The organism is Paraburkholderia sp. SIMBA_030 (assembly GCF_046535245.1).
Classification (GTDB): domain Bacteria; phylum Pseudomonadota; class Gammaproteobacteria; order Burkholderiales; family Burkholderiaceae; genus Paraburkholderia.
On record NZ_JAWRXB010000039.1, the window covers coordinates 1 to 22,937 of the forward strand.

35 protein-coding genes and 2 pseudogenes are annotated in these 22,937 nt (G+C 59.3%); 2 read left to right on the forward strand and 35 right to left on the reverse strand.

The window, feature by feature from the left end:
- From SB772_RS38160 to SB772_RS38170, 3 genes and pseudogenes are all read right to left on the reverse strand, one after another.
- Positions 1–162: pseudogene (locus SB772_RS38160) on the reverse strand (c-type cytochrome biogenesis protein CcsB); the annotation flags it as partial.
- Positions 163–166: 4 nt separating this feature from the next.
- Positions 167–2,380, reverse strand: coding sequence for a cytochrome c biogenesis protein ResB (locus SB772_RS38165; RefSeq protein WP_410838274.1), 2,214 nt, complete (start codon positions 2,378–2,380; stop codon positions 167–169).
- 116 nt (positions 2,381–2,496) lie between these two features.
- Positions 2,497–3,150: a c-type cytochrome gene (locus tag SB772_RS38170; RefSeq protein WP_410838275.1), complete on the reverse strand. Its 654-nt coding sequence runs from the start codon at positions 3,148–3,150 to the stop codon at positions 2,497–2,499.
- 216 nt (positions 3,151–3,366) lie between these two features.
- Here SB772_RS38170 and yihA point away from each other — a divergent pair, with 216 nt between their 5' ends.
- Together yihA and hemB are read left to right on the forward strand one after the other, a co-directional pair.
- On the forward strand, positions 3,367–4,023 hold the full coding sequence (gene yihA / locus SB772_RS38175; RefSeq protein ID WP_410838276.1) for a ribosome biogenesis GTP-binding protein YihA/YsxC: 657 nt from the start codon (positions 3,367–3,369) through the stop codon (positions 4,021–4,023).
- A 260-nt stretch (positions 4,024–4,283) separates the two neighbouring features.
- Positions 4,284–5,282, forward strand: a complete 999-nt coding sequence (gene hemB, locus SB772_RS38180) for a porphobilinogen synthase (protein ID WP_410838277.1) — start codon at positions 4,284–4,286, stop codon at positions 5,280–5,282.
- A 160-nt stretch (positions 5,283–5,442) separates the two neighbouring features.
- Here the strand turns inward: hemB and dsbD are convergent, their stop codons facing one another.
- The 32 genes and pseudogenes from dsbD to tuf all read right to left on the reverse strand — a co-directional run.
- Positions 5,443–7,314, reverse strand: coding sequence for a protein-disulfide reductase DsbD (gene dsbD / locus SB772_RS38185; protein WP_410838278.1), 1,872 nt, complete (start codon positions 7,312–7,314; stop codon positions 5,443–5,445).
- Entirely contained in the window at positions 7,307–7,639 is a 333-nt protein-coding gene (cutA, locus tag SB772_RS38190; protein ID WP_410838279.1) for a divalent-cation tolerance protein CutA, read from the reverse strand. The genes dsbD and cutA overlap by 8 nt, the downstream gene beginning before the upstream one ends.
- A gap of 187 nt (positions 7,640–7,826) precedes the next feature.
- Complete coding sequence (gene rplQ, locus SB772_RS38195; protein ID WP_008923330.1) at positions 7,827–8,219, reverse strand: 50S ribosomal protein L17; 393 nt, start codon at positions 8,217–8,219, stop codon at positions 7,827–7,829.
- 159 nt (positions 8,220–8,378) lie between these two features.
- The gene (locus SB772_RS38200) at positions 8,379–9,356 is read right to left on the reverse strand and encodes a DNA-directed RNA polymerase subunit alpha (protein ID WP_006052226.1); all 978 of its coding nucleotides are present in this window, start codon (positions 9,354–9,356) and stop codon (positions 8,379–8,381) included.
- Positions 9,357–9,480: 124 nt separating this feature from the next.
- Positions 9,481–10,104, reverse strand: a complete 624-nt coding sequence (rpsD, locus tag SB772_RS38205) for a 30S ribosomal protein S4 (protein WP_410838280.1) — start codon at positions 10,102–10,104, stop codon at positions 9,481–9,483.
- Positions 10,105–10,262: 158 nt separating this feature from the next.
- Positions 10,263–10,667 (reverse strand): 30S ribosomal protein S11, encoded by a 405-nt coding sequence (gene rpsK / locus SB772_RS38210; protein ID WP_006052224.1) that lies wholly within the window; start codon positions 10,665–10,667, stop codon positions 10,263–10,265.
- Positions 10,668–10,695: 28 nt separating this feature from the next.
- A complete protein-coding gene (gene rpsM, locus SB772_RS38215; protein WP_006052223.1) occupies positions 10,696–11,061 on the reverse strand; it encodes a 30S ribosomal protein S13 in 366 nt (121 codons plus the stop codon).
- A gap of 41 nt (positions 11,062–11,102) precedes the next feature.
- Positions 11,103–11,219, reverse strand: a complete 117-nt coding sequence (rpmJ, locus tag SB772_RS38220; protein WP_004199844.1) for a 50S ribosomal protein L36 — start codon at positions 11,217–11,219, stop codon at positions 11,103–11,105.
- A 20-nt stretch (positions 11,220–11,239) separates the two neighbouring features.
- Complete coding sequence (gene infA, locus SB772_RS38225) at positions 11,240–11,458, reverse strand: translation initiation factor IF-1 (protein ID WP_004521905.1); 219 nt, start codon at positions 11,456–11,458, stop codon at positions 11,240–11,242.
- Positions 11,459–11,466: 8 nt separating this feature from the next.
- Positions 11,467–12,813: a preprotein translocase subunit SecY gene (gene secY, locus SB772_RS38230; RefSeq protein WP_410838281.1), complete on the reverse strand. Its 1,347-nt coding sequence runs from the start codon at positions 12,811–12,813 to the stop codon at positions 11,467–11,469.
- A gap of 46 nt (positions 12,814–12,859) precedes the next feature.
- Positions 12,860–13,294: a 50S ribosomal protein L15 gene (gene rplO, locus SB772_RS38235; protein ID WP_074301421.1), complete on the reverse strand. Its 435-nt coding sequence runs from the start codon at positions 13,292–13,294 to the stop codon at positions 12,860–12,862.
- Positions 13,295–13,323: 29 nt separating this feature from the next.
- Positions 13,324–13,506 carry a 50S ribosomal protein L30 gene (gene rpmD, locus SB772_RS38240; protein WP_007180126.1) on the reverse strand — a complete coding sequence of 61 codons (183 nt, stop codon included), beginning with the start codon at positions 13,504–13,506 and terminating at the stop codon, positions 13,324–13,326.
- Positions 13,507–13,517: 11 nt separating this feature from the next.
- The gene (gene rpsE, locus SB772_RS38245) at positions 13,518–14,036 is read right to left on the reverse strand and encodes a 30S ribosomal protein S5 (RefSeq protein WP_006052219.1); all 519 of its coding nucleotides are present in this window, start codon (positions 14,034–14,036) and stop codon (positions 13,518–13,520) included.
- Between the two features lie 14 nt (positions 14,037–14,050).
- On the reverse strand, positions 14,051–14,416 hold the full coding sequence (gene rplR, locus SB772_RS38250; protein WP_410838282.1) for a 50S ribosomal protein L18: 366 nt from the start codon (positions 14,414–14,416) through the stop codon (positions 14,051–14,053).
- Positions 14,417–14,428: 12 nt separating this feature from the next.
- Positions 14,429–14,959 (reverse strand): 50S ribosomal protein L6, encoded by a 531-nt coding sequence (rplF, locus tag SB772_RS38255; RefSeq protein ID WP_028199570.1) that lies wholly within the window; start codon positions 14,957–14,959, stop codon positions 14,429–14,431.
- An 18-nt stretch (positions 14,960–14,977) separates the two neighbouring features.
- A complete protein-coding gene (rpsH, locus tag SB772_RS38260; protein WP_006052216.1) occupies positions 14,978–15,373 on the reverse strand; it encodes a 30S ribosomal protein S8 in 396 nt (131 codons plus the stop codon).
- Between the two features lie 14 nt (positions 15,374–15,387).
- Positions 15,388–15,693, reverse strand: a complete 306-nt coding sequence (rpsN, locus tag SB772_RS38265) for a 30S ribosomal protein S14 (RefSeq protein WP_410838283.1) — start codon at positions 15,691–15,693, stop codon at positions 15,388–15,390.
- A 7-nt stretch (positions 15,694–15,700) separates the two neighbouring features.
- Complete coding sequence (gene rplE, locus SB772_RS38270; RefSeq protein ID WP_006052214.1) at positions 15,701–16,240, reverse strand: 50S ribosomal protein L5; 540 nt, start codon at positions 16,238–16,240, stop codon at positions 15,701–15,703.
- 17 nt (positions 16,241–16,257) lie between these two features.
- A complete protein-coding gene (rplX, locus tag SB772_RS38275) occupies positions 16,258–16,566 on the reverse strand; it encodes a 50S ribosomal protein L24 (RefSeq protein WP_410838284.1) in 309 nt (102 codons plus the stop codon).
- A 9-nt stretch (positions 16,567–16,575) separates the two neighbouring features.
- Positions 16,576–16,944: a 50S ribosomal protein L14 gene (rplN, locus tag SB772_RS38280; protein WP_006052212.1), complete on the reverse strand. Its 369-nt coding sequence runs from the start codon at positions 16,942–16,944 to the stop codon at positions 16,576–16,578.
- A gap of 290 nt (positions 16,945–17,234) precedes the next feature.
- Positions 17,235–17,507: a 30S ribosomal protein S17 gene (gene rpsQ, locus SB772_RS38285; RefSeq protein WP_007180129.1), complete on the reverse strand. Its 273-nt coding sequence runs from the start codon at positions 17,505–17,507 to the stop codon at positions 17,235–17,237.
- On the reverse strand, positions 17,504–17,698 hold the full coding sequence (rpmC, locus tag SB772_RS38290; protein ID WP_007180130.1) for a 50S ribosomal protein L29: 195 nt from the start codon (positions 17,696–17,698) through the stop codon (positions 17,504–17,506). The genes rpsQ and rpmC overlap by 4 nt, the downstream gene beginning before the upstream one ends.
- Before the next feature lie 10 nt (positions 17,699–17,708).
- Positions 17,709–18,125, reverse strand: coding sequence for a 50S ribosomal protein L16 (rplP, locus tag SB772_RS38295; RefSeq protein WP_007180131.1), 417 nt, complete (start codon positions 18,123–18,125; stop codon positions 17,709–17,711).
- Between the two features lie 2 nt (positions 18,126–18,127).
- Positions 18,128–18,934, reverse strand: coding sequence for a 30S ribosomal protein S3 (gene rpsC, locus SB772_RS38300; RefSeq protein ID WP_410838285.1), 807 nt, complete (start codon positions 18,932–18,934; stop codon positions 18,128–18,130).
- 11 nt (positions 18,935–18,945) lie between these two features.
- Positions 18,946–19,278, reverse strand: a complete 333-nt coding sequence (gene rplV / locus SB772_RS38305) for a 50S ribosomal protein L22 (protein ID WP_197070230.1) — start codon at positions 19,276–19,278, stop codon at positions 18,946–18,948.
- A 7-nt stretch (positions 19,279–19,285) separates the two neighbouring features.
- A complete protein-coding gene (gene rpsS / locus SB772_RS38310) occupies positions 19,286–19,561 on the reverse strand; it encodes a 30S ribosomal protein S19 (protein WP_004199273.1) in 276 nt (91 codons plus the stop codon).
- 10 nt (positions 19,562–19,571) lie between these two features.
- Positions 19,572–20,399 carry a 50S ribosomal protein L2 gene (rplB, locus tag SB772_RS38315; protein WP_115781223.1) on the reverse strand — a complete coding sequence of 276 codons (828 nt, stop codon included), beginning with the start codon at positions 20,397–20,399 and terminating at the stop codon, positions 19,572–19,574.
- A 2-nt stretch (positions 20,400–20,401) separates the two neighbouring features.
- Complete coding sequence (rplW, locus tag SB772_RS38320) at positions 20,402–20,716, reverse strand: 50S ribosomal protein L23 (protein WP_007180135.1); 315 nt, start codon at positions 20,714–20,716, stop codon at positions 20,402–20,404.
- Positions 20,713–21,333 carry a 50S ribosomal protein L4 gene (rplD, locus tag SB772_RS38325; protein WP_007180136.1) on the reverse strand — a complete coding sequence of 207 codons (621 nt, stop codon included), beginning with the start codon at positions 21,331–21,333 and terminating at the stop codon, positions 20,713–20,715. Before rplD ends, rplW begins: the two co-directional genes overlap by 4 nt.
- Complete coding sequence (gene rplC / locus SB772_RS38330; RefSeq protein WP_007180137.1) at positions 21,333–21,992, reverse strand: 50S ribosomal protein L3; 660 nt, start codon at positions 21,990–21,992, stop codon at positions 21,333–21,335. Before rplC ends, rplD begins: the two co-directional genes overlap by 1 nt.
- Before the next feature lie 201 nt (positions 21,993–22,193).
- A complete protein-coding gene (rpsJ, locus tag SB772_RS38335) occupies positions 22,194–22,505 on the reverse strand; it encodes a 30S ribosomal protein S10 (RefSeq protein WP_006998489.1) in 312 nt (103 codons plus the stop codon).
- 126 nt (positions 22,506–22,631) lie between these two features.
- Positions 22,632–22,937 (reverse strand): annotated as a pseudogene (gene tuf, locus SB772_RS38340) (elongation factor Tu); the annotation flags it as partial.

Consider the following 22,937-nt stretch of genomic DNA (forward strand, 5'->3'; position numbering starts at 1 on the left):
GCCCGCAACCATCGCGAGGGCGAACAGCCAGTCGGTCATGCCGAGGCGCTTCAGGAACGGCCGCTCGTCGAACTGCGCGGCGTTGAACGCCTCGCCGGCGGGCGATGTCTGGTGCCGTGACGGCGACGAAGAGGAGGATGAAGAAACCTGAGTCAAGTCCATGATCTTACCGGGTCGAATCTTGTGAGCGTGCGGACGGCGCGCCGGCGTGGCCGGGTTTGCCGGAGGCGTCGGATGCCTCAATGAGTTTGGCGCCCAGCGCGGCGCCTGCAGCGTCGCGCGTTTGGACGAACTCTTTTTCGAAATCGAGGGTCTTGCGCGCGCTCGACATCGCCATCACGACATTCGTGCCGTGATCGGTGTCTTTGAGCCAGAACCAGAGGCGCCGTTCGCGAACGTAGAACATCGAGAAGATGCCCAGCACGAGGAGCAAGCTGCCAAGATACACGACTTTTTTGCCCGGCGCGCGCGTCAACTGAAATACCGAAGCTTGCACCTGCTTGAAGGAGTCAAGCTGCAAGTAGACTGGCGATCCATACAAAAAGCTGTCAGATATTGCGTTGATCGCGCTTTGGACGAAGCGGCTGGCATCCGCATTGGCCTGTGCGTCAGGCTCGCCGAGCTGTTCGCGCGAGAGTTGCCAGAGATCCCACGTCGAGCCCTCCAGCATGCGCAGCAGCAGGCCCGCGGCCTTTTCCTGTTCACCCTTCGGCACCGAATGGTCGATAAAACCGGCAATCGCCTGGAAACCGCCCACCGTCTGGCCGTTCGGCATCTTGATGCTGCCGTCCGCGCCAGCGAAAAGGGTCAGCACACGCAGCGCGCTTTCTTCCAGATGCTGTTGCAGCTCGGTATTCGAGCCCGGCACCGACCGCAGCGCGAAACGATGCGCGGCCGCGGCGCGCATGGCCGGATTTTCCAGCGTGGCGCGCAGGTTCATCCATTCCTTGACGGTGCCGCCGGTATCGGCGGGAATGCGCAGGTAGCGGAACGGGTCGTCCGGATTCAGGCGCATGCCGGCGAGGAACATCCGCTCGCCGCCTACGTCCACCGGCAGCATGTAGTTGTTGTACTCGCGCGCCTGACCGTCTTTGTCGCGCACCTTGTACTGCACCGACGGGCCGACGTTATGCAGATCCAGCGGCTTCGAGCTCTTCGCGCCGGAGCCGAGGCGCTCGTCGAACGCTTCTTTCAGCGAGCGATGCGCGGCGACGCCGCGGGCATCGTTCTGGCCGCTGCCGTTCGAGACATTTTCGACGTTGATCGCACGGAAATCCGTGAATTCGACGGTCTGGCCGTCAGCCAGCGGCGTGGCCGTGCTCAACAGCGCATTGCCGCCGATCGTGCCGCCGAACGACGCGCCCTTCGCGCTGTTGCCGGTCATGGGGTACGCGGTCATCTGCATCTGCGAGCCGCCGTCCTGGAAGCTCGACTGATAAATCGACACGCCGTCGTATTCGAACGGCTTGTTCACTTCGACCCGCGCCGGCACGCGCGCGCCGGTCTTGTGGTCCACCACGACGATGTCGCTCGCGAACAGCTTCGGCATGCCGGTGGAGTAATAGTCGACGATGAACTTGTTCAGCTCGATCGAGAACGGCAGATCCTGAATCAACGAGCCGTCCGGCTGGTTCAGGATCGCCGTCGACACATGCTGCCCTTCCGGCACCCACGCATAACCGCGGAAAGTCGGATTCGATTGCGACAGACGATGTTCCGGCGGAATCTCGTTGATCACCGTGTTGCTGCGAATCGGCGACTTGTCGAACAGCCACATTTGCAGCTTGATCGGCAGATTGCTGTCCAGCAAACCGCCCAGACAGATCACGACGATCGCGAGATGCGCAGAGATGTAGCCGAACCTGGTCAGCGCGCCGCGCTTGGCGGCGATCAGTGTCGCCCCGTCCGACTCACGCGTGACGAACTTGTAGCCGAGCCTGGTGGAGAGTTTGGCCAGCACCGCCGAGGCCTGCGCGCGCGTGCCGTGCACCGCGAACTCGCCCTTGTGGTGGAACGCGCGCAGGCTGCCTTCGCGAACCTTGTCCTTCCAGCTTTTCGCGTCGGCGAGCATTTTCGGCGCGTTGCGGATCACGCACAGCGACACCGACACCATCAGGAAGCCGAGAATCAGCATGAACCACCACGAGCTGTACACCGCGTACAGGCTCAGCGAGCGGAAGATATCCGCCCAGAACGGGCCGAACTGATTGACGTAGTTGGGATACGGGTCGTCCTGCGTGAGGACGGTGCCGATAATGCTGGCGATCGACAGGATCACGAGCAGCGCGATCGCAAAGCGCATTGAACTCAATACTTCGATGATGCTGCGCACGATGCGATTGCGCGACTTCGACTGCATACCCGACGTGGTGACGCTCATTCATACTCCGACTGAACAGCAAAAAAGGGTGAAGGGCTGTCGTAGGCACGACGCCCTCACCCTTTTCTTGTTTTGTACCGGCCTTATCGGGCCGGTTGCACTTGCGAGCGGACTTCTTAATGCAAGCCCGCGATGTAATCGGCTACAGCCTTGATCTCGCTGTCCGACAGACGCGCTGCAGTTGCATGCATCGCGTCGTTATTGTTACGCGCACCTGGACCTTGCGTGAACGCGGTCAGCTGCGCCACCGTGTAATCCGCCCACTGCCCCGACAGACGCGGATATTGCGAAGGAATCCCCTGACCGGTCGGCCCGTGGCAGCTCGCACACGCCGGCACACCCTTATCGGAAATCCCACCGCGATAAATCTTTTGACCGAGCGCTACAGTGTCTTTGTTATGCGCGTAGCCTGGCTTCGGCGCCTGCGTGGCGAAATAGGCAGCAACGTTGACCATGTCCTGATCGGACAGCGCCGCGGTCATGCCCGCCATGATCGCATTGTTGCGCGCGGGCTGCCTGGCGCCCGGCTGCGTCTTGAAATCCTTGAGCTGCTTGACGAGATACTCGGGATGCTGGCCCGCCAGCTTCGGATACGCGCCGCCGGCACTGTTGCCGTCCGCGCCGTGGCATGACGCACAAACCTGCACCGCGATTGCCTGCCCCCGATTGACGTCCGGTTTTGCCGGATCTGCTGCTCGTGCCTGAATTGCCAAACCTGAAAGACCTGCCGCTACTTGAAGCACCATCAGAGCCTTGCACAGTCGATTCATTCGCACACCCTGTTTCGTCTTGTGGGATTTTAGAGGTTTTGCAAAATACGACGGCGACTGAGTGACCGCAGAGAGCCGCCAAGGCACGCGGGCTGGCCCCCTCAGGTTTTCAGTAAACCGTCGTATTGTACAATAACTCGCTAATCGCTAAGACGCCAGTCGGGCTTGACCCGTCCCCACTCCGGGTTCCCCGGCGTCTCGAATCCTGCCCTGATCATGTCCTTCCTGCTCCACCAAGCCCGTTTTTTCACGACCGTCAATCACCTGCGTGATCTGCCGGCCACCGCGCAACCTGAGATCGCCTTTGCCGGGCGTTCGAATGCGGGGAAGTCGACCGCTATCAATATTCTGTGCAATCAGAAGCAGCTGGCATTCGCCAGTAAGACGCCTGGGCGCACGCAGCACATCAATTACTTCTCGGTCGGCAAGGCTGACGAGCCGACTGCGCATCTGGTCGACCTGCCGGGCTACGGCTATGCGGAAGTACCCGGTGCGGCCAAGGCCCACTGGGAAGCGCTGCTGTCCACCTACCTGCAATCGCGCTCGCAATTGCGCGGCATGATCCTGATGATGGACTCGCGCCGCCCGCTCACCGATCTGGATCGCCGGATGATCGAGTGGTTCGCGCCGACCGGCAAGCCGATCCACACACTGCTGACCAAGTGCGACAAATTGACGCGCCAGGAAAGCACGAACGCATTGCGCGCGACGCAGAAAGGTTTGGCTGAATATCGTGCCGCCGGCTATCAGGGCGAACTGACCGCCCAGCTGTTCTCGGCGCTCAAGCGCATCGGGCTGGACGAAGCGCACGAGTTGATCGAAGGCTGGCTGATTCCCGTCGCAAAGGGCGAAGCCGACCCTGCTGCGCAGTAAGCGCGGCGGCTCCGGATAAACGGGGTGAAAACAGGGCGAGTACGCCGTTTGGGCCGCCCATAAAAAAACCCGCCGCTTTAACGGCGGGTCAAACAGCCTAATCGAAAAACGACAGGCACCCGCTCAGGGAGGAGAAGCGGGGAGGTCAGCGCAAGGCGCCTTGCTCGATCGGTATGATATACCATTGTCTCGAAAAGTTTCCGGGAGCGGAGGCAGGCGGTACTTGTCCGCTCCACGACATCCACGATATCCGATTCGATATGAGCCTCTACCCGCACTACCGTCCGCGCCGCATGCGCCGTGACGACTTCTCGCGCCGTCTGATGCGAGAAAACATCCTCACTACCAACGATCTGATCTACCCCGTGTTCATCGTCGAAGGCACCAACGTGCGGCAAGCCGTGCCGTCGATGCCGGGCGTCGAGCGCCTGTCGGTCGACCTGCTGATGGGCGTCGCCGAGCAATGCGTCGAACTGGGCGTACCCGTGCTGTCGCTGTTTCCTGCGATCGAGCCGTCTCTGAAAACGCCTGACGGCCGCGAAGCGACCAACGCCGCAGGTCTGATCCCGCGCGCCGTTCGTGAACTGAAAAAGCATTTCCCCGACTTGGGCGTGCTGACCGACGTCGCGCTCGATCCGTACACGAGCCACGGCCAGGACGGCGTGCTCGACGAAACCGGCTACGTGATCAACGACGAAACCGTCGAAATTCTGGTCGAACAAGCCCAGGCGCAGGCTGAAGCGGGTGTCGATATCGTCGCGCCCTCGGACATGATGGACGGCCGCATCGGCGCGATCCGCGAGATGCTCGAGAGCGAAGGGCATATTCACACGCGGATCATGGCTTATGCCGCCAAGTTCGCGTCGGCGTTTTACGGCCCGTTCCGCGATGCCGTCGGTTCCGCGACGAATCTCGGCAAGGGTAACAAGATGACCTACCAGATGGACCCGGCCAACTCGAATGAAGCGCTGCGCGAAGTTCAGGCAGATATCGACGAAGGCGCGGACATGGTGATGGTCAAGCCAGGCATGCCGTATCTGGACATCGTGCGTCGCGTGAAGGACGAATTCCAGTTCCCGACTTACGTGTACCAGGTGAGCGGCGAATACGCGATGCTGAAGGCAGCGGCGCAGAACGGCTGGCTCGAGCACGACAAGGCGATGATGGAATCGCTACTGGCGTTCAAGCGGGCCGGCGCGGACGGCGTGCTGACCTATTTCGCATTGGACGCCGCGCGGATTTTGAGGTCGCAGAAGTAAGCTGATGCGCCGCCTTTCGGGGCGTGGTTAGCGTGACGAAAAAACGGAGGCGGACTTTTGAGTCGCGCCTCCGTTTTTTATGTTGGCCGTGCCATGCCGCGAATCGTGCCCGGGCGCGGCTTAGGGTTCGCCAGTCTGCTCAACCACGATCGCTTTTCGGCTACGCCTTGGGCGCGATTGCGCGATCGAGGCTGCGCAAGAATTTGTCCGCAGACTCATATCCAACGACACGCAGCACTTCCTTGCCGCCATGATCGAAGAAGATGATACCGGGCGGCCCGAACAGACCGAAACGCTTGAGCAGCGTTTGGTCGTCCGTATTGTTGGCGGTGACGTCCGCGCGCAGCAGGTTCATCTGCTTTAATCTGGCGTGGACGCGCGGATCGCTGAAAGTGAATTTCTCCATCTCTTTGCAGCTCACGCACCAGTCCGCGTAGAAATCGAGCATGGCGGGCTGCGCAGCCGTTTTGACGGCCTGGTCGAGTTCGGTCGAGGAGCGAACCGGGGCGAACGTGAGATCGCTCTGTGGCGGCGCATTCGGCGCTTTAGCAGCGTTTGCGACACTCGTATCTCCGCCGCGGGCTGCCAACACAGCAAGCGGACGCAACGGATCCGACGATCCGGCGGCCAGGCCCACCAGCAGCACAGCGGCCCAGATTGCCAGCGCCGCACCGATGCCCCGGCCGAGCCGGCGCCACACAGAAGCCCCCTCGGCGAGCGACGAGAACAAGCCGAGCGCCGCCGCAGCGACCAGCAACCAAAACGCGCTCAGCAGCATCGTCGCGGTGGCACCGAGCACGGGCCACACGATCCACAGCGCAGCGGCAAGCAGCACAACGCCGAAGAACACCTTCACGCCGTCCATCCACGCTCCCGCGCGGGGCAACAAGGTGCCAGCGCCAAGGCCGATGATCAGGAGCGGCACGCCGAGCCCGAGCCCCATCGAGAACAGCGCGGCACCGCCAAGCAGCGCGTCGCCGGTATGCGCAATGAACGCGAGAACGGCGAAGAGCGGCGCCGTCATACAGGCCCCGACCACCAGCGCGGACACCGCGCCCATCGCTGCCACCGCGGCGAACTTGCCGCCTGAGCGCCCTGTCGGCGCGCGCGACACGCCGTCCTGCCAGCGCTGCGGCAACGCGATGTCGAACCCAGCAATCAGGGTCAGCGCGAAAATCGTCAGCAATACGCCAAACGCGCCCAGCACCCACGGGTTTTGCAGCCACGCGCCGAGACTCTGCCCGATGAGCGCGGCAGCTATCCCAAGCGCGGTATAGACCAGCGCCATGCCGATCACATACGCCAGCGACAACGCAAACCCGCGAGCACGCGTCACCCGGGCCCCTTCGCCGATGATGATCGCCGACAGGATCGGAATCATCGGATACGAGCACGGCAGCAAGCTGAGCACGGCGCCGGCCATAAAATAGAGCCCGGTGATCGCGAAGAAGCCGCCTCCTTGCAGCAGCGACTGCGCGTAGTCAGCGTTGGTGGCACGCTCATACCACGGCGTGTCGGCGCCTGCGGATTGCTGAGCGGCAGCCGTCGCGCCGACGCTGCCTGCCGGCTGCAATGCTGCGCCGCTCACATGGTAGACGCGCTCCATCGGCGGATAGCAGATGCCCGCGTCCGCGCAACCCTGCGAAGTAACCGCGAGGTCGAACGGCCCTTGCGCCTGCTTGACCGGAATGCGGATCATCAACTCATTACGGTATGTCTCGACGTTCTTGTTGAAGGTCTGGTCGAACTTCACGTGTCCGGCTGGCAATTGCGGCTCGCCGATCGTCGTCGTGCCGTTGCGGGCCGCGAACGCAAACCGCTCCCGGTACATGTAATAGCCGTCCGCGATCTTGTAGGTGACGTCGACTTCGCCCGGTTTCTCGGCTGCACTGAATTTGAAGGCTACAGCGGGATCAAGGAAGTCGTCTGCGGCATGGGCGAGCGTGCCGAACTGGGCCAGGATCAGGTAGCCGAACAGGAAAAAGACGGTGCGCAGTGCATTGCGCGCGCTTCGGTCAAGACCGTTAAACATGGAGAGGGCGTTGGGTTTCAGCAGTAATCCACTGGCCGTACGCAGCCGAGGCCGTCGCTTGCCATGAGAGGATTTCCGGCGTGTCGTAGGGATGGTGCGCCTGAATGTATTGCTCGAGTTCTAACGCGCGTGCAGCGCTCGTCTTGAACAGCAACTGGATCTCCTGCGCAGTTTCTAGCGCGCCCTGCCAGTGGTAGCTGGACTGCACCGCACCTAATTGGGTGACGCAAGCGCATAGCCGCGCGGCGAGCGCATCTGCCGCGAGCTTCTGAGCAGCGGCGGCATCCGGCAGCGTCGTCAGAATCAAGGTCACATTCACGCTCACACAAGGCTCCGGCCAAGCACGGTTCAGGTGCCGTTATCGTATCACCTAGCCTTGCGGTACTGCCGACGCGCCCACTGCTCGCCTGCGACATTTGGCCGCCTTGCCTGCTGGCACGCCGGGACATCCGACACCCCAAAACGAAAAAGCCAGGCTCAAAGCCTGGCTTTTTCGTCAATGCTAAAAAAGCTTACTCAGCTTCTTGCACTTCAGTTTCTTCAACTTCCGGACGGTCGAGCAATTCGACCAGTGCCATCGGTGCGTTGTCGCCGACGCGGAAACCGAACTTCAGAACGCGCAAGTAGCCGCCCGGCCGGGTCGCGTAACGCGGGCCCAGCACTTCGAACAGCTTCGTGACCGAGTCACGATCGCGCAGGCGGTTGAATGCCAGACGACGATTTGCCAACGACGGCTTCTTGCCGAGCGTGATCAGCGGCTCGACGACTTTACGGAGTTCTTTCGCCTTCGGCAGCGTGGTCTTGATGACTTCGTGCTCGATCAGCGAGTTGGACATGTTACGGAGCATTGCCAGACGGTGGCTGCTCGTGCGGTTCAGTTTCCGCAGACCATGACGGTGACGCATGTTAATTCCTTTGATTCAAAAGTTTTGGTCCAGCTCTTCTATCGCGCTCGATCTCCCGAAAGATGTGAGCGCACGGGCCGGTAGTGAAAAAAGACAAGTCGCGGATTTTAAAGGAAAATCCGCGTCTTTGCCAGTGCAGCGGCGGGTTCAGCCCCGGGATTACTTGTCGAGACCAGCCGGCGGCCAGTTTTCGAGCTTCATGCCGAGCGTCAAACCACGCGACGCCAGTACTTCCTTAATTTCGTTCAACGACTTGCGACCCAGATTCGGGGTCTTGAGCAGTTCGTTTTCCGTGCGCTGGATCAGGTCGCCAATGTAGTAAATGTTCTCGGCCTTCAGGCAGTTCGCGGAACGAACCGTCAGTTCGAGATCATCGACCGGACGCAGCAGGATCGGATCGATCTGCGGCGCACGCGACGGCGCTTCAGCCGTTGCTTCCGTGCCTTCCAGAGCAGCGAACACCGACAGCTGATCGACCAGAATGCGCGCCGATTGACGGATCGCTTCTTCCGGCGAGATTACACCGTTGGTTTCGATGTTCATCACGAGCTTGTCGAGGTCGGTACGCTGTTCGACGCGCGCGCTTTCAACGGCGTAGCTCACGCGGCGAACCGGCGAGAACGACGCGTCCAGCACGATACGGCCGATGATCTTGGCCGACTCTTCGCCATAACGACGCACGTTGCCCGGCACATAGCCGCGGCCCTTTTCGACCTTGATCTGCACGTCGAGCTTGCCGCCCTTCGACAGATGCGCAATCACGTGATCCGGGTTGATCACTTCGCAATCGTGCGCGAGTTCGATGTCGCCGGCGGTGACAACGCCTTCGCCTTCCTTGCGCAGCGTAACCGTCACTTCGTCACGGTTATGCAGCTTGAACACCACGCCCTTCAGGTTCAACAACAGGTTGACCACATCCTCTTGCACACCGTCGAGCGTCGAGTATTCATGTACGACGCCTGCGATCGTCACTTCGGTCGGCGCGTAGCCGATCATCGACGACAGCAGCACGCGCCGGAGCGCGTTACCCAAGGTGTGGCCGTAACCGCGTTCAAACGGTTCCATGACCACTTTCGCGTGGCTCTCGCCAAGCGACTCAACTGCGATGATCTTGGGCTTCAACAAACTGGTTTGCATAGGTTTTCCTTTTCAATACCCTCGGCTCGTTACACCGATAAGGCTGACCGGTAACAACCTGAAAATAAACAGCCGAGACGCCCCCTTGCGCAACGCAATCGGGGTGCCCCGGCCGTTAATCCGATTACCGCGAATACAATTCGACGATCAGGCTTTCGTTGATATCGCCAGCGATGTCGCTGCGTTCCGGCTTCTGCTTGAACGTGCCTTCGAACTTCTTCGAATCGACAGCGACCCAGCTCGGCAGACCGCCTTGCTCAGCCAGCGACAGCGCTTCGAGAATACGCGCTTGCTTCTTCTTTTGTTCGCGCACTGCGACGATGTCGCCCGCCTTAACTTGCATCGACGGAATGTTCGACACGACGCCGTTTACCGTGATCGCCTTGTGGCTCACGAGCTGACGCGCTTCAGCGCGCGTCGAGCCGAAGCCCATGCGATACACGACGTTGTCCAGACGCGATTCGAGCAATTGCAACAGGTTTTCACCCGTGTTGCCCTTCAGGCGGTCAGCTTCAGCAAAGTAACGGCGGAATTGACGCTCCAGGACACCGTAGATGCGCTTCACTTTTTGCTTTTCGCGCAGCTGCGTGCCGTAGTCGGACGTACGTGCGCCCGAGGTGCGGCCGTGTTGGCCGGGCTTGCTGTCAAGCTTGCACTTGTCAGCGAGCGAACGACGGGCGCTCTTCAGGAAGAGGTCAGTGCCTTCACGGCGGGACAGCTTGGCCTTAGGGCCGATATAACGTGCCACGTTGATTCCTTCGTTGATTGATCACGCGAACTCGCGTCCGCGCTAGTCCGAACCCTTTGGGTCGAACGGTGGGCTTAGTCAATTCATCAAAGCGCAAGCAGCCCGTCGTCGCCGGCTCTCAAACCCCGGCGGCAACAGGCGCTAGCCAAAACAGCGTCTTAGATACGACGACGCTTCGGCGGACGGCAGCCGTTGTGCGGAACCGGGGTCACGTCGGAGATCGCCGTGATCTTGATACCAAGACCATGCAACGCGCGCACCGCGGACTCACGGCCAGGACCGGGGCCCTTGATCCGCACTTCGAGGTTCTTCACGCCGTATTCCATCGCCACGCGGCCAGCCGATTCGGCTGCCACCTGAGCTGCAAACGGCGTCGATTTACGCGAGCCCTTGAAGCCCTGACCACCCGACGTTGCCCAAGCAAGTGCATTGCCTTGACGATCAGTGATCGTGATGATGGTGTTGTTGAACGACGCGTGAACGTGAACCACGCCCTCGGCGACGTTCTTCTTGACCTTCTTGCGAACGCGTTGCGCCGCGGAGTTGTTCGAAGCCTTAGCCATTACGTTTTCCTGTAACTGTCAGTTCCGCTTACTTCTTCAGCGATTGCGCTGCACGACGCGGACCCTTGCGCGTACGGGCATTCGTACGCGTGCGTTGGCCACGCAGGGGCAGACCCTTGCGGTGACGCACGCCACGGTAGCAGCCGAGATCCATCAGGCGCTTGATGTTCATCGTCGTTTCACGGCGCAGATCGCCTTCAACGATGAACTTGCCGACTTCTTCACGCAGCTTTTCGAGGTCTGCGTCGTTCAGGTCCTTGACCTTCTTCGAAAATGCCACACCAGCAGCGACGCAAATGTCGCGCGAGCGCGTGCGGCCGATACCGTAAATTGCCGTCAGGCCGATTTCGGTATGCTGGTGATTCGGGATGTTAACCCCTGCGATACGAGCCATTGTTTTTCCTCAAACAAAAAGCGCAAGCAAAAGCGCGGCGTTCAGCCTTGACGCTGTTTGTGGCGCGGATCAGAGCTGCAAATCACGCGCACAACGCCTTTGCGCTTGATGATCTTGCAATTGCGGCAAATGCGCTTAACCGATGCCATCACTTTCATGATATTACCCTTTTTTCAAATCACTTCGCCCGGAACACGATCCGCGCACGCGACAGATCGTAAGGCGTCAATTCAACCGTCACCTTGTCGCCCGGCAAGATTCGGATGTAGTGCATCCGCATCTTGCCGGATATGTGTCCCAATACGACATGGCCGTTTTCCAGCTTCACCCTAAAGGTAGCGTTAGGCAGGTTTTCGATGACTTCACCCTGCATCTGGATAACATCGTCTTTGGCCATAAGTCCTTTCAACGCATCGGGACGCCGCCGCCTTTGAAATTAGCTTTCTTCAGCAGCGATTCATACTGTTGCGACATAACGTACGACTGCACCTGCGCCATGAAATCCATTGTGACGACGACAATGATCAGCAGCGACGTTCCACCAAAATAAAACGGCACGTTCCAGCGCAGCACCAGAAACTCGGGCAGCAGACAAACAAACACGATGTAGATCGCACCGGCCAGCGTCAGACGCGTGAGGATGCGGTCGATATATCGAGCCGTCTGATCGCCCGGGCGAATGCCTGGGACGAAAGCGCCGCTCTTCTTCAGGTTGTCGGCCGTTTCCCTGCTGTTGAACACCAGTGCGGTGTAGAAGAAGCAGAAGAAAACGATCGCCAACGCGTACAACAACACATACACGGGTTGACCGGGCTTAATGGCTTCGGCTACGTTGTGCAGCGTGTCTGCGAACCAGCTGTTACGCGACCCCGAACTGAACCAGTTCAGGATAGTTGCCGGGAAGAGAATGATCGACGATGCAAAGATCGGCGGAATCACGCCCGACATGTTCAGCTTCAGCGGCAGATGCGAAGACTGGCCGCCGTAAATCTTGTTACCGACTTGCCGCTTGGCGTAGTTCACAAGAATCTTGCGCTGGCCGCGTTCGATGAACACCACCAGATACGTCACTGCAGCAATCAGCGCGACCACGATAATCGCCGAGATGATACTCATCGAGCCGGTTCGCACCAGTTCGAAAAGACCACCGATTGCGTTCGGGAAACCCGCCGCAATACCGCCGAAAATGATGATCGAGATACCGTTGCCAAGCCCGCGTTCCGTGATCTGCTCACCCAGCCACATCAGGAACATCGTGCCGGTCACCAGTGTCACGACCGTCGTCAACCGAAACACCATCCCCGGATCAATCACCAGGCCAGGCTGATTTTCCAGCGCGACGGCGATGCCGAATGCCTGGAACGTCGCCAACAGGACCGTAAAGATACGCGTGTACTGCGTAATCTTCCGTTGACCCGCCTGCCCTTCCTTTTTCAGCGCTTCCAGCTGCGGCGAGACAATTGCCAGCAACTGCATGATGATCGACGCCGAAATATACGGCATGATCCCCAGCGCAAAAATCGTGAACCGCGAAAGTGCGCCACCCGAAAACATGTTAAACATGCCAAGGATACCGCCCGACTGGCTTTGGAACAGCTTTGCCAGTTGGTCCGGGTCGATACCCGGCACCGGAATGTGCGCGCCGATTCGGTAGACGATCAGCGCCAGCAGCAGGAACACTGCTCGCCGACGCAGATCGCCAAACTTCGCCGCGCTGCGACCGGGTTTTGCGAGACTCGGGCTGTTAGCCAAGTACCTTCTCCGATGCAAATGCTAGTGACGGCAAATAACTTGCGCGTTACTCGGCAAAAGAGCCGCCGGCCGCTTCAATAGCAGCGCGCGCACCCTTCGTCGCACCCAGACCCTTCACAACGATCTTGCGCTTCAGCTCGCCCGTCGCGATGATCTTGGCGCTCTTGATCAACTCACCGACCAGGCCGGCTTGCTTCAGAGCCAACAGATCGATTTCGTCGACCGGCAGCTTTTCCAGATCAGAGAGACGCACTTCACCGACGAATTCCTTCGTCAGCGAGGTGAAGCCACGCTTCGGCAGACGACGTTGCAGCGGCATTTGACCGCCTTCGAAGCCAACCTTATGAAAGCCGCCCGAACGCGACTTCTGACCCTTGTGACCACGGCCAGCAGTCTTGCCCAGACCGGAGCCGATACCGCGGCCGACGCGACGCTTAGCGTGCTTCGAACCTTCAGCCGGCTTCAGGTTATTCAATTCCATTATCAACTCCTTGAGTCCTGGTCAGCCGCTTAGCTGATGACCTTAACGAGGTACGAAACCTTGTTGATCATGCCGCGCACAGCCGGCGTGTCCTGCAACTCGCTAACCGAGTTGAGTCGGCGCAGGCCCAAGCCACGCACCGTCGCACGGTGCGTTTCACGGGTGCCGATCAGGCTCTTGACGAGCTGGACCTTGACAGTTTTATCAGACATGGTGTCCACCTTTAGCCCAGAATATCTTCGACGGACTTGCCACGCTTCGCCGCGATGTCACCCGGCGTGGACTGCTTGCGCAGACCGTCGAGCGTTGCACGAACGAGGTTGTACGGGTTCGTCGAACCGTGGCTCTTGGCCACAACGTTCTGCACGCCCATCACGTCGAACACTGCGCGCATCGGGCCGCCAGCGATCACACCGGTACCGTCCTTCGCCGGAGCGAGGAGGACCATCGATGCGCCGTGCTTACCGTGCACTTCGTGCTGCAGGGTACCGTTCTTAAGCGGCACCTTGAACATGTTGCGGCGAGCCTGTTCCATCGCCTTCTGAACAGCGACCGGCACTTCCTTCGCCTTGCCCTTGCCCATACCGACGCGGCCATCACCGTCGCCAACCACGGTCAGTGCGGCGAAACCGAGAATCCGGCCACCCTTCACGACCTTGGTCACGCGGTTGACCGAAATCATTTTTTCACGAAGGCCGTCGTCGCGTTCGTCAGCCTGAACTTTCGCTTGCATCTTTGCCATGACGAATTCTTCCCTTAGAACTTGAGTCCGGCTTCGCGTGCCGCATCAGCCAGCGCCTTGACGCGGCCGTGGTAACGGAAACCAGAACGGTCGAAGGCGACGGATTCGATGCCGGCAGCCTTAGCCTTTTCCGCAATGCGCTTACCGATCAGAGTCGCAGCAGCGACGTTGCCGCCTTTGCCTGTCTGATCAGCCAGTTGCGCACGCACTTCGGCTTCGAGCGTCGACGCGCTGGCGAGCACCTTGGTGCCGCACGGCGAGAACACTTGCGCATAGATGTGCGTGTTCGTGCGATGCACGGCGAGACGCGCGACCTGCAGCTCAGCGATCTTGGTACGCGTCTGACGAGCGCGGCGCAGGCGAGATTGAGTCTTATCCATGATTGCGCACCCTTACTTCTTCTTCGTTTCTTTGAGGATCACAACCTCGTTGGCGTAGCGCACACCCTTGCCCTTGTAGGGCTCCGGCGGGCGATAGCCGCGCACTTCTGCAGCGACCTGGCCAACTTGTTGCTTGTTGATCCCCTTGATCACGATTTCGGTTTGCGTCGGGGTTTCAGCCTTGACGCCTTCCGGCATCTGGTGCACCACAGGGTGCGAGAAACCCAGCGACAGGTTCAGCTTGTCGCCTTGCGCTTGTGCGCGGTAACCGACGCCAACCAGCGTCAGCTTGCGCTCGAAACCCTTCGTCACGCCGTTCACCATGTTCGCAACCAGTGCGCGCATCGTGCCCGACATCGCATTCGCTTCGCGGCTTTCGTCAACCGGCTCGAACTTCAGCGTGCCGTTGTCGTTCACCACCTTCACGAGGCTGTTCGCAGCCTGCGAAATCGTACCCAGCGGACCCTTGACGGTAATGCGTTCGTCGCTCAGGGCCACCTCTGCGCCTTGCAGCGCGATCGGGCTTTTACCTACTCGAGACATGTTTCTCTCCTTTCGGCCTTAAGCGACGTAGCAGATGACTTCGCCGCCAACGCCCGTTGCACGTGCCTTGCGGTCCGTCATCACGCCCTTCGGCGTAGACACGATTGCCACGCCGAGGCCATTCATGACCACGGGGATGTCGTTACGGCCGCGGTACACACGCAGACCGGGCTTCGAGACGCGTTCAATGCGCTCGATAACCGGACGACCAGCGTAGTACTTCAACACGATGTTCAATTCAGACTTCGCACCTTCGGACTTCACTGCGAAATCATCGATATAGCCTTCGTCCTTCAGGACCTGCGCAATCGCAACCTTGACTTTCGACGAGGGCATTGTCACCGAAACTTTCTCGACCATCTGCGCGTTGCGGATGCGAGTCAGCATATCGGCGATAGGATCACTCATGCTCATTTACGTTTCTCCTATTACCAGCTCGCCTTGGTCAGGCCAGGGATCTCGCCACGGAACGCGATTTCGCGAATCTTGTTACGCGCCAGCCCGAATTTACGGAACGTACCGCGCGGACGACCGGTAATTGCGCAACGATTGCGCTTACGGGTCGGGTTAGAGTTGCGCGGCAGTTGTTGCAGTTCCAGACGTGCTGCGTAATGCTCTTCGTCCGTCTTGCTCATATCGCCAATGATCGCCTTCAACTCGGCACGCTTGGGAGCGTACTTAGCGGCCAGGCGAGCACGCTTCTTTTCACGTTCGATCAGTGCCAGTTTAGCCACGGTAACCTCAGTTTCTGAACGGGAACTTGAAGCTGGCGAGCAGAGCCTTTGCTTCGTCGTCGGTCTTCGCAGTCGTCGTGATGCTGATGTTCAGCCCACGCAGTGCGTCGATCTTGTCGTAGTCGATTTCGGGGAAAATGATCTGCTCTTTCACACCGATGTTGTAGTTGCCGCGACCGTCGAACGCACGACCCGACACGCCACGGAAGTCGCGCACGCGGGGGAGCGCAACCGTCACGAAACGGTCCAGAAATTCGTACATTGCCTGACCACGCAACGTGACCATTGCACCGATCGGATAGCCCTGACGGATCTTGAAGCCAGCGATTGCCTTGCGTGCCTTCGTGATCACCGGCTTCTGGCCAGCGATCTTCGTCAGGTCGCCAACGGCGTTTTCGATGATCTTCTTGTCAGCAACCGCTTCGCCAAGGCCCATGTTCAGGGTGATCTTGGTGATGCGCGGCACTTCCATCACGGACTTGTAACCGAACTTCTCGATGAGGCCGGGTACAACCTTCTCTTTGTAAAACTCTTGCAAACGAGCCATTTTTTTACTCCGCAGCGTCAAGCGCTCAGCACGGCGCCGGTCGTCTTAAGGAAACGGACTTTCTTGTCTCCTTCGACCTTGATGCCTACACGCGACGCCTTGCCATTCGCGTCGACCAAAGCGACGTTCGAAATTTGCAGCGGCATCGTCTTGGCTTCCACGCCACCCGTCGTACCCTTCATCGGGTTCGGCTTGACGTGCTTCTTGACGAGGTTGATACCCTCGACAATCACTTTGCCTTCGCCAACGGACAGCACGACGCCGCGCTTGCCTTTATCTTTGCCGGTGGTGACGATAACTTCGTCACCTTTGCGAATCTTGTTCATCGCGACTCCTTACAGCACTTCAGGTGCCAACGAAACGATCTTCATGAATCGTTCGCTGCGCAACTCGCGCGTGACAGGCCCGAAAATACGGGTGCCAATAGGTTCGAGCTTGGCATTCAACAACACTGCGGCATTGCCGTCGAACTTGATCAGCGAGCCGTCCTGACGGCGCACGCCCTTGGCGGTACGAACCACCACGGCGTTATAAATTTCGCCTTTCTTCACGCGCCCGCGCGGCGTAGCTTCTTTGACGGTCACCTTGATGATGTCGCCAATGCTGGCATAACGACGCTTCGAGCCGCCGAGCACCTTGATGCACATGACTTCACGCGCACCCGTGTTGTCGGCCACTTCAAGCCGAGTTTCGGTCTGGATCATGGTTTATCTTTCCCAACTTAATCCGGTCACACCACCATGGCGTACCCGGTCAGTCTTGGTCCCGTCAGCCAATCGGCTGCTTGGGTTAGAACAGCAGCGACGGCAAACGAAACCCGCCATCGCAATCCGGTGAATCCTTCGGAACAGACTGGCGCCTGAACCGCTTCCCCCACCAACTTCGCCCGCGACGGGGCTCCCATAAAAGAGGGAAGACCGAAATTATAACAAATAATCTCGGTCTTGCAAGCGAAACTTACTGCGATTTCAATTACTTCTACAACTTTGCGGCGTCAGATGACGCGAGCAGCCTCGACCAGGCGAGCCACGACCCAAGCTTTCGTCTTCGAAATCGGACGCGTTTCCTGGATTTCAACGAGGTCACCCTCGTTGTACGTGTTCGCATCGTCGTGCGCGTGGTACTTCTTCGAACGCACAACGTACTTGCCGTAGATCGGGTGCTTCACGCGGTGCTCGACCAGCACGGTGACCGTCTTGTCCATCTTGTTGCTGACGACCTTGCCGACCAGCGTCCGCTTGAGCGAGGTTTTTACGCTATCGTTCATTTCTGGTTCGCCTTCTCAGTCAGGACGGTCCGCACACGTGCGATGTCGCGACGAACCTTCTTCAGCTGGCTCGTGTTCGTGAGCTGCTGGGTCGCGAGTTGCATGCGCAGGCCGAATTGCGCCTTCAACAGGTCCGACAGCTCCTTGTTGAGCGCGGCCTGATCTTTCTGGTGAAGTTCGGAAGCCTTCATCATTTGCTCCTTAGGCGCCGAGCTGACGCACGATAAACGTCGTCTTGAGCGGCAGCTTAGCTGCAGCCAGACGGAACGCTTCGCGTGCCAGCTCTTCGGTTACGCCATCCATTTCGTACAGCATCTTGCCCGGTTGAATCTCTGCGACGTAGTACTCAGGGTTACCTTTACCGTTACCCATACGCACTTCAGCCGGCTTGTGCGAGATCGGCTTGTCCGGGAAGATGCGGATCCAGATGCGGCCACCACGCTTGATGTGACGCGTCATTGCACGACGTGCCGCTTCAATCTGGCGCGCGGTCAAGCGACCACGACCGATAGCCTTCAGGCCGAACTCACCGAACGACACCGCGTTGCCGCGGGTAGCGATACCGGTGTTACGACCCTTCTGCTCTTTGCGATACTTTCTGCGTTTCGGTTGCAGCATCGTTATTCTCCAGTCTTCCCGTCGCCGCCGGCACCGCCAGCACGACGAGGAGCGCCACGGCGTGCACCTGCCGGGCCACCACCTTCACCATCGCGACGCGGACGGCGATCGCCACCCGGACGTGCGTTGCGGCGCGGACGCTTTTCTTCAGCGACTTCTTCAACCACCGGTGCGTCGTTACGGCCGAGCGTGTCGCCCTTGTAGACCCACACCTTCACGCCGATGATGCCGTAGGTCGTCTTCGCTTCCGAAGTTGCGTAGTCGATATCAGCGCGCAGCGTATGGAGGGGCACGCGACCTTCGCGATACCATTCCGTACGAGCGATTTCGATACCGTTCAGGCGGCCAGCGCTCATGATCTTGATGCCTTGAGCACCCAGACGCATTGCGTTTTGCATCGCACGCTTCATCGCGCGACGGAACATAATCCGGCGTTCGAGTTGTTGAGTGATCGAATCAGCGATCAGTTGCGCATCGGTTTCCGGCTTGCGGATTTCTTCGATGTTGACGTGGACCGGCACGCCCATGCGGCGTTGCAGTTCCGACTTCAGCAGCTCGATATCCTCGCCCTTCTTACCGATGACCACACCCGGACGCGAGCTATAAATCGTGATGCGCGCGTTTTTCGCCGGACGCTCGATAACGACGCGACCAACCGAAGCGTTCTTCAGCTTCTTCTTCAGGTATTCACGAACACCGATGTCTTCCTGCAACATCGCCGCGAAATTGCTGTTGTTCGCGTACCAACGCGACGCCCAATTGCGGCTGACGGCCAAACGGAAGCCAGTCGGATGAATTTTCTGTCCCATCGTATGACCCCTTAATTACCGACCGTCACAGTGATGTGACAGGATTGCTTCTCGATGCGGTTACCACGGCCTTTAGCGCGCGCGGTAAAACGCTTGAGCGATGCAGCCTTGTCGACCATGATGCTCGTTACCTTGAGCTCGTCGATATCGGCGCCTTCGTTATGCTCCGCATTCGCGATCGCCGACAGCACGACCTTTTTCACGATTCCCGCAGCCTTCTTCGGCGAGAACGTCAGAACGTTCAGCGCCTTGTCGACCGGCAAACCGCGGATCTGGTCAGCCACAAGGCGCGTTTTCTGCGCCGAGATGCGGGCACCGCGATGAATTGCTTTCACTTCCATCATGAGCCCCTTATTTCTTAGCCTTCTTGTCGGCTGCATGACCCTTGAACGTCCGGGTCAATGCGAACTCGCCAAGCTTGTGGCCGACCATGTTTTCCGAGATGTACACCGGGACGTGTTGACGGCCGTTGTGCACGGCAATCGTCAGACCGATGAAATCCGGCAGAATCGTCGAACGGCGCGACCAGGTTTTGATCGGCTTCTTATCCCGCGAAGCTGCAGCCGCCTCAACTTTCTTCAGCAAATGGGCGTCGCAGAACGGACCTTTTTTTACAGAACGTGCCATTGCCTACTCCTTAACGCTTGTGACGGCGCTGGACGATCATGCTCGTCGTGCGCTTGTTGCTGCGGGTGCGATAACCCTTAGCAGGCGTGCCCCACGGGCTCACCGGATCGCGACCTGCAGCCGTCTTGCCTTCACCACCACCGTGCGGGTGATCGACCGGGTTCATTGCAACGCCACGCACCGTCGGGCGGATACCGCGCCAGCGGTTCGCGCCAGCCTTACCGATTTGACGGAGGCTGTGCTCTTCGTTGCCAACTTCACCAATCGTCGCGCGGCATTCAACGTGAACGCGGCGGATTTCACCCGAGCGCAGGCGGACCTGTGCGTAGATACCTTCACGAGCCAGCAACATCGCCGACGTACCAGCCGAACGCGCCATTTGCGCGCCCTTGCCCGGCAGCATTTCGATGCAATGGATCGTCGTACCGACCGGAATGTTGCGGATCGGCAGCGTGTTACCTGCGCGGATCGGTGCTTCCGAACCCGACATCAGTTGCTGGCCAACCGTCACACCCTTCGGAGCGATGATGTACTTGCGCTCGCCGTCTGCGTACAGAACCAACGCGATGTTCGCGCTACGGTTCGGATCGTACTCAAGACGTTCGACCTTGGCCGGAATGCCGTCCTTGTTGCGACGGAAATCGACGACACGATAGTGATGCTTGTGACCACCACCCTTGTGACGCGTGGTGATGTGACCGTTGTTGTTACGGCCGGCGGTCGAGGATTGCGAGTCGAGCAGCGGTGCGAACGGCTTGCCCTTATGCAGATCCTTATTGACCACCTTGACCATCGCGCGGCGACCCGGCGAAGTCGGCTTAACTTTAACGATTGCCATGATTACTTGGCCTCCGCTTCAAAGTTGATTTCCTGGCCGGGCTTCAGGCAGACGTATGCCTTCTTCACGTCCTTGCGCTTGCCCATGAAGCGGCCAAAGCGCTTGGCTTTGCCCTTCGAGACCAGCACGTTGACGGAATTGACTTCCACCTTGAACAGCAGCTCGACTGCAGCTTTCACTTCCTGCTTCGTGGCATCGGGCGCGACTTCGAACACGACTTGCTCGTTCTTGTCGGCCACCAGCGTCGCCTTTTCGGAGATCACCGGCGCGAGCAGGACCTGCATCAAACGATGATCGTTCTTGCGAATCTCGCTCATGACAGCAACTCCTCGATCTGGGCGACCGCAGCCTTCGTGATCAGGATCTTCTTGAAGTAGATCAGCGACAGCGGGTCGGCGTAACGCGGCTCGACAACTGCCACATGGGCGAGGTTGCGCGACGCGAGGTACAGGTTTTCGTCAACCGTGTCGGTAATCACCAGCACGGAGTCGAGACCCATCGCCTTGAATTTTTCGGCCAGCAGCTTCGTCTTCGGCGCTTCGAGCGTCAGCTCGTCGACCACCGAGATGCGGCCTTCGCGAGCCAACTGCGAGAAGATCGAGCAGAGACCTGCGCGATGCATCTTCTTGTTGACCTTGTGCGAAAAGTTTTCTTCCGGCGAATTCGGGAAAATCCGGCCACCGCCGCGCCACAGCGGGCTCGACGACATACCGGCACGGGCGCGGCCCGTACCCTTCTGGCGCCACGGCTTCTTGGTCGTGTGCTTGACTTGCTCACGATCCTTCTGCGCGCGGTTGCCGCTACGGGCATTCGCTTGATACGCCACCACCACCTGGTGAATCAGGGCTTCGTTGTAATCGCGGCCGAACACGACGTCCGACGCGCTAACGCCTGCACCTTCCTGACCATTGGCATTCAGGAGCTTAAGTTCCATTATTTCGCTCCTTTCACGGCACGCGTCTTCACGGCCGGCGTAACGAATACCTTGCCACCCTTCGCACCCGGAACGGCGCCCTTGACCAGCAACAGCTTGCGGTCAGCGTCGATACGAGCGATTTCGAGGTTTTGCACCGTCACCGTGTCGTCACCCATGTGACCGGTCATGCGCTTACCCGGGAAAACACGACCCGGATCCTGCGCCATACCGATCGAACCCGGCACGTTGTGCGAGCGCGAGTTACCGTGCGATGCACGGCCGGATGCGAAGTTGTAACGCTTGATGGTACCGGCGTAGCCCTTACCGATCGACACGCCTTGCACGTCGACCTTCTGGCCTACTTCGAACAGGTCGGGACCGACCACGGTGCCGTTCGACAACTCGGCAGCCTTGGCAGCATCGATCTGGAATTCTTTGAGGATTTCACCGGCTTGAACACCGGCTTTGGCGAGATGACCGGCCAACGGCTTCGTCACACGCGATGCACGGCGCGTACCGAATGCAACCTGCACGGCCGTGTAGCCGTCGGTTTCAACAGTCTTGATCTGCGTCACGCGGTTGTCGGACACGTCCAGCACGGTAACGGGAATCGAATCCCCTTCTGCCGTGAAGATACGGGTCATGCCAACCTTGCGACCTACGAGTCCAAGGCTCATCGTTTTCTCCATTCCCGACTGCGATTGGTCGGGGCTAATTTACAAAATGCCGGTGCCGTTTCGGGCATGAATTCATGCTGCAGCACACCGACTTTTTTGCGCAAATGCGCGAAAAGCCTTGCATTATAGCGAGGCCTTTCGTTTTCCGCAAGCAATCAATGACTTAGCGTTGCCCGGCAAGCCGAACAACGCCTGGAAGCCTTATTGCAGCTTGATTTCCACGTCCACGCCAGCCGGCAGGTCAAGCTTCATCAGTGCGTCGACGGTCTTGTCCGTCGGATCGACGATGTCCATCAGGCGTTGGTGCGTACGGATTTCGAGCTGATCGCGCGACGTCTTGTTGACGTGCGGCGAACGCAGGATGTCGAAACGTTGAATGCGGGTCGGCAGGGGCACCGGACCACGAACGATTGCGCCAGTCCGCTTTGCCGTGTCGACGATTTCCGCTGCCGACTGGTCGATCAGGCGATAGTCGAAAGCCTTCAGGCGAATGCGGATTTTCTGGTTCTGCATGACAATTCCTTGGAAAGAGCGAGGCGGTATTGCACCGCCAGATAGTAAAAGAACGTAGAGCCGGACGCCCGCCGTGGGCCGGTGCCCGGCTCCGGGCACCACTTACTGCAAGTTCAATCCGCGATTTTACTCGAGAATCTTGGCAACGACACCTGCGCCGACGGTACGGCCACCTTCGCGGATTGCGAAACGCAGACCTTCTTCCATCGCGATCGGGTTGATCAGCTTCACCGTAATCGACACGTTGTCGCCCGGCATGACCATTTCCTTGTCCTTCGGCAACTCGATCGAGCCCGTCACGTCCGTCGTACGGAAGTAGAACTGCGGGCGATAGTTGTTGAAGAACGGCGTGTGACGGCCGCCTTCGTCCTTGCTCAGCACGTACACTTCTGCCGTGAAATGCGTGTGCGGGTTGATCGAACCCGGCTTGGC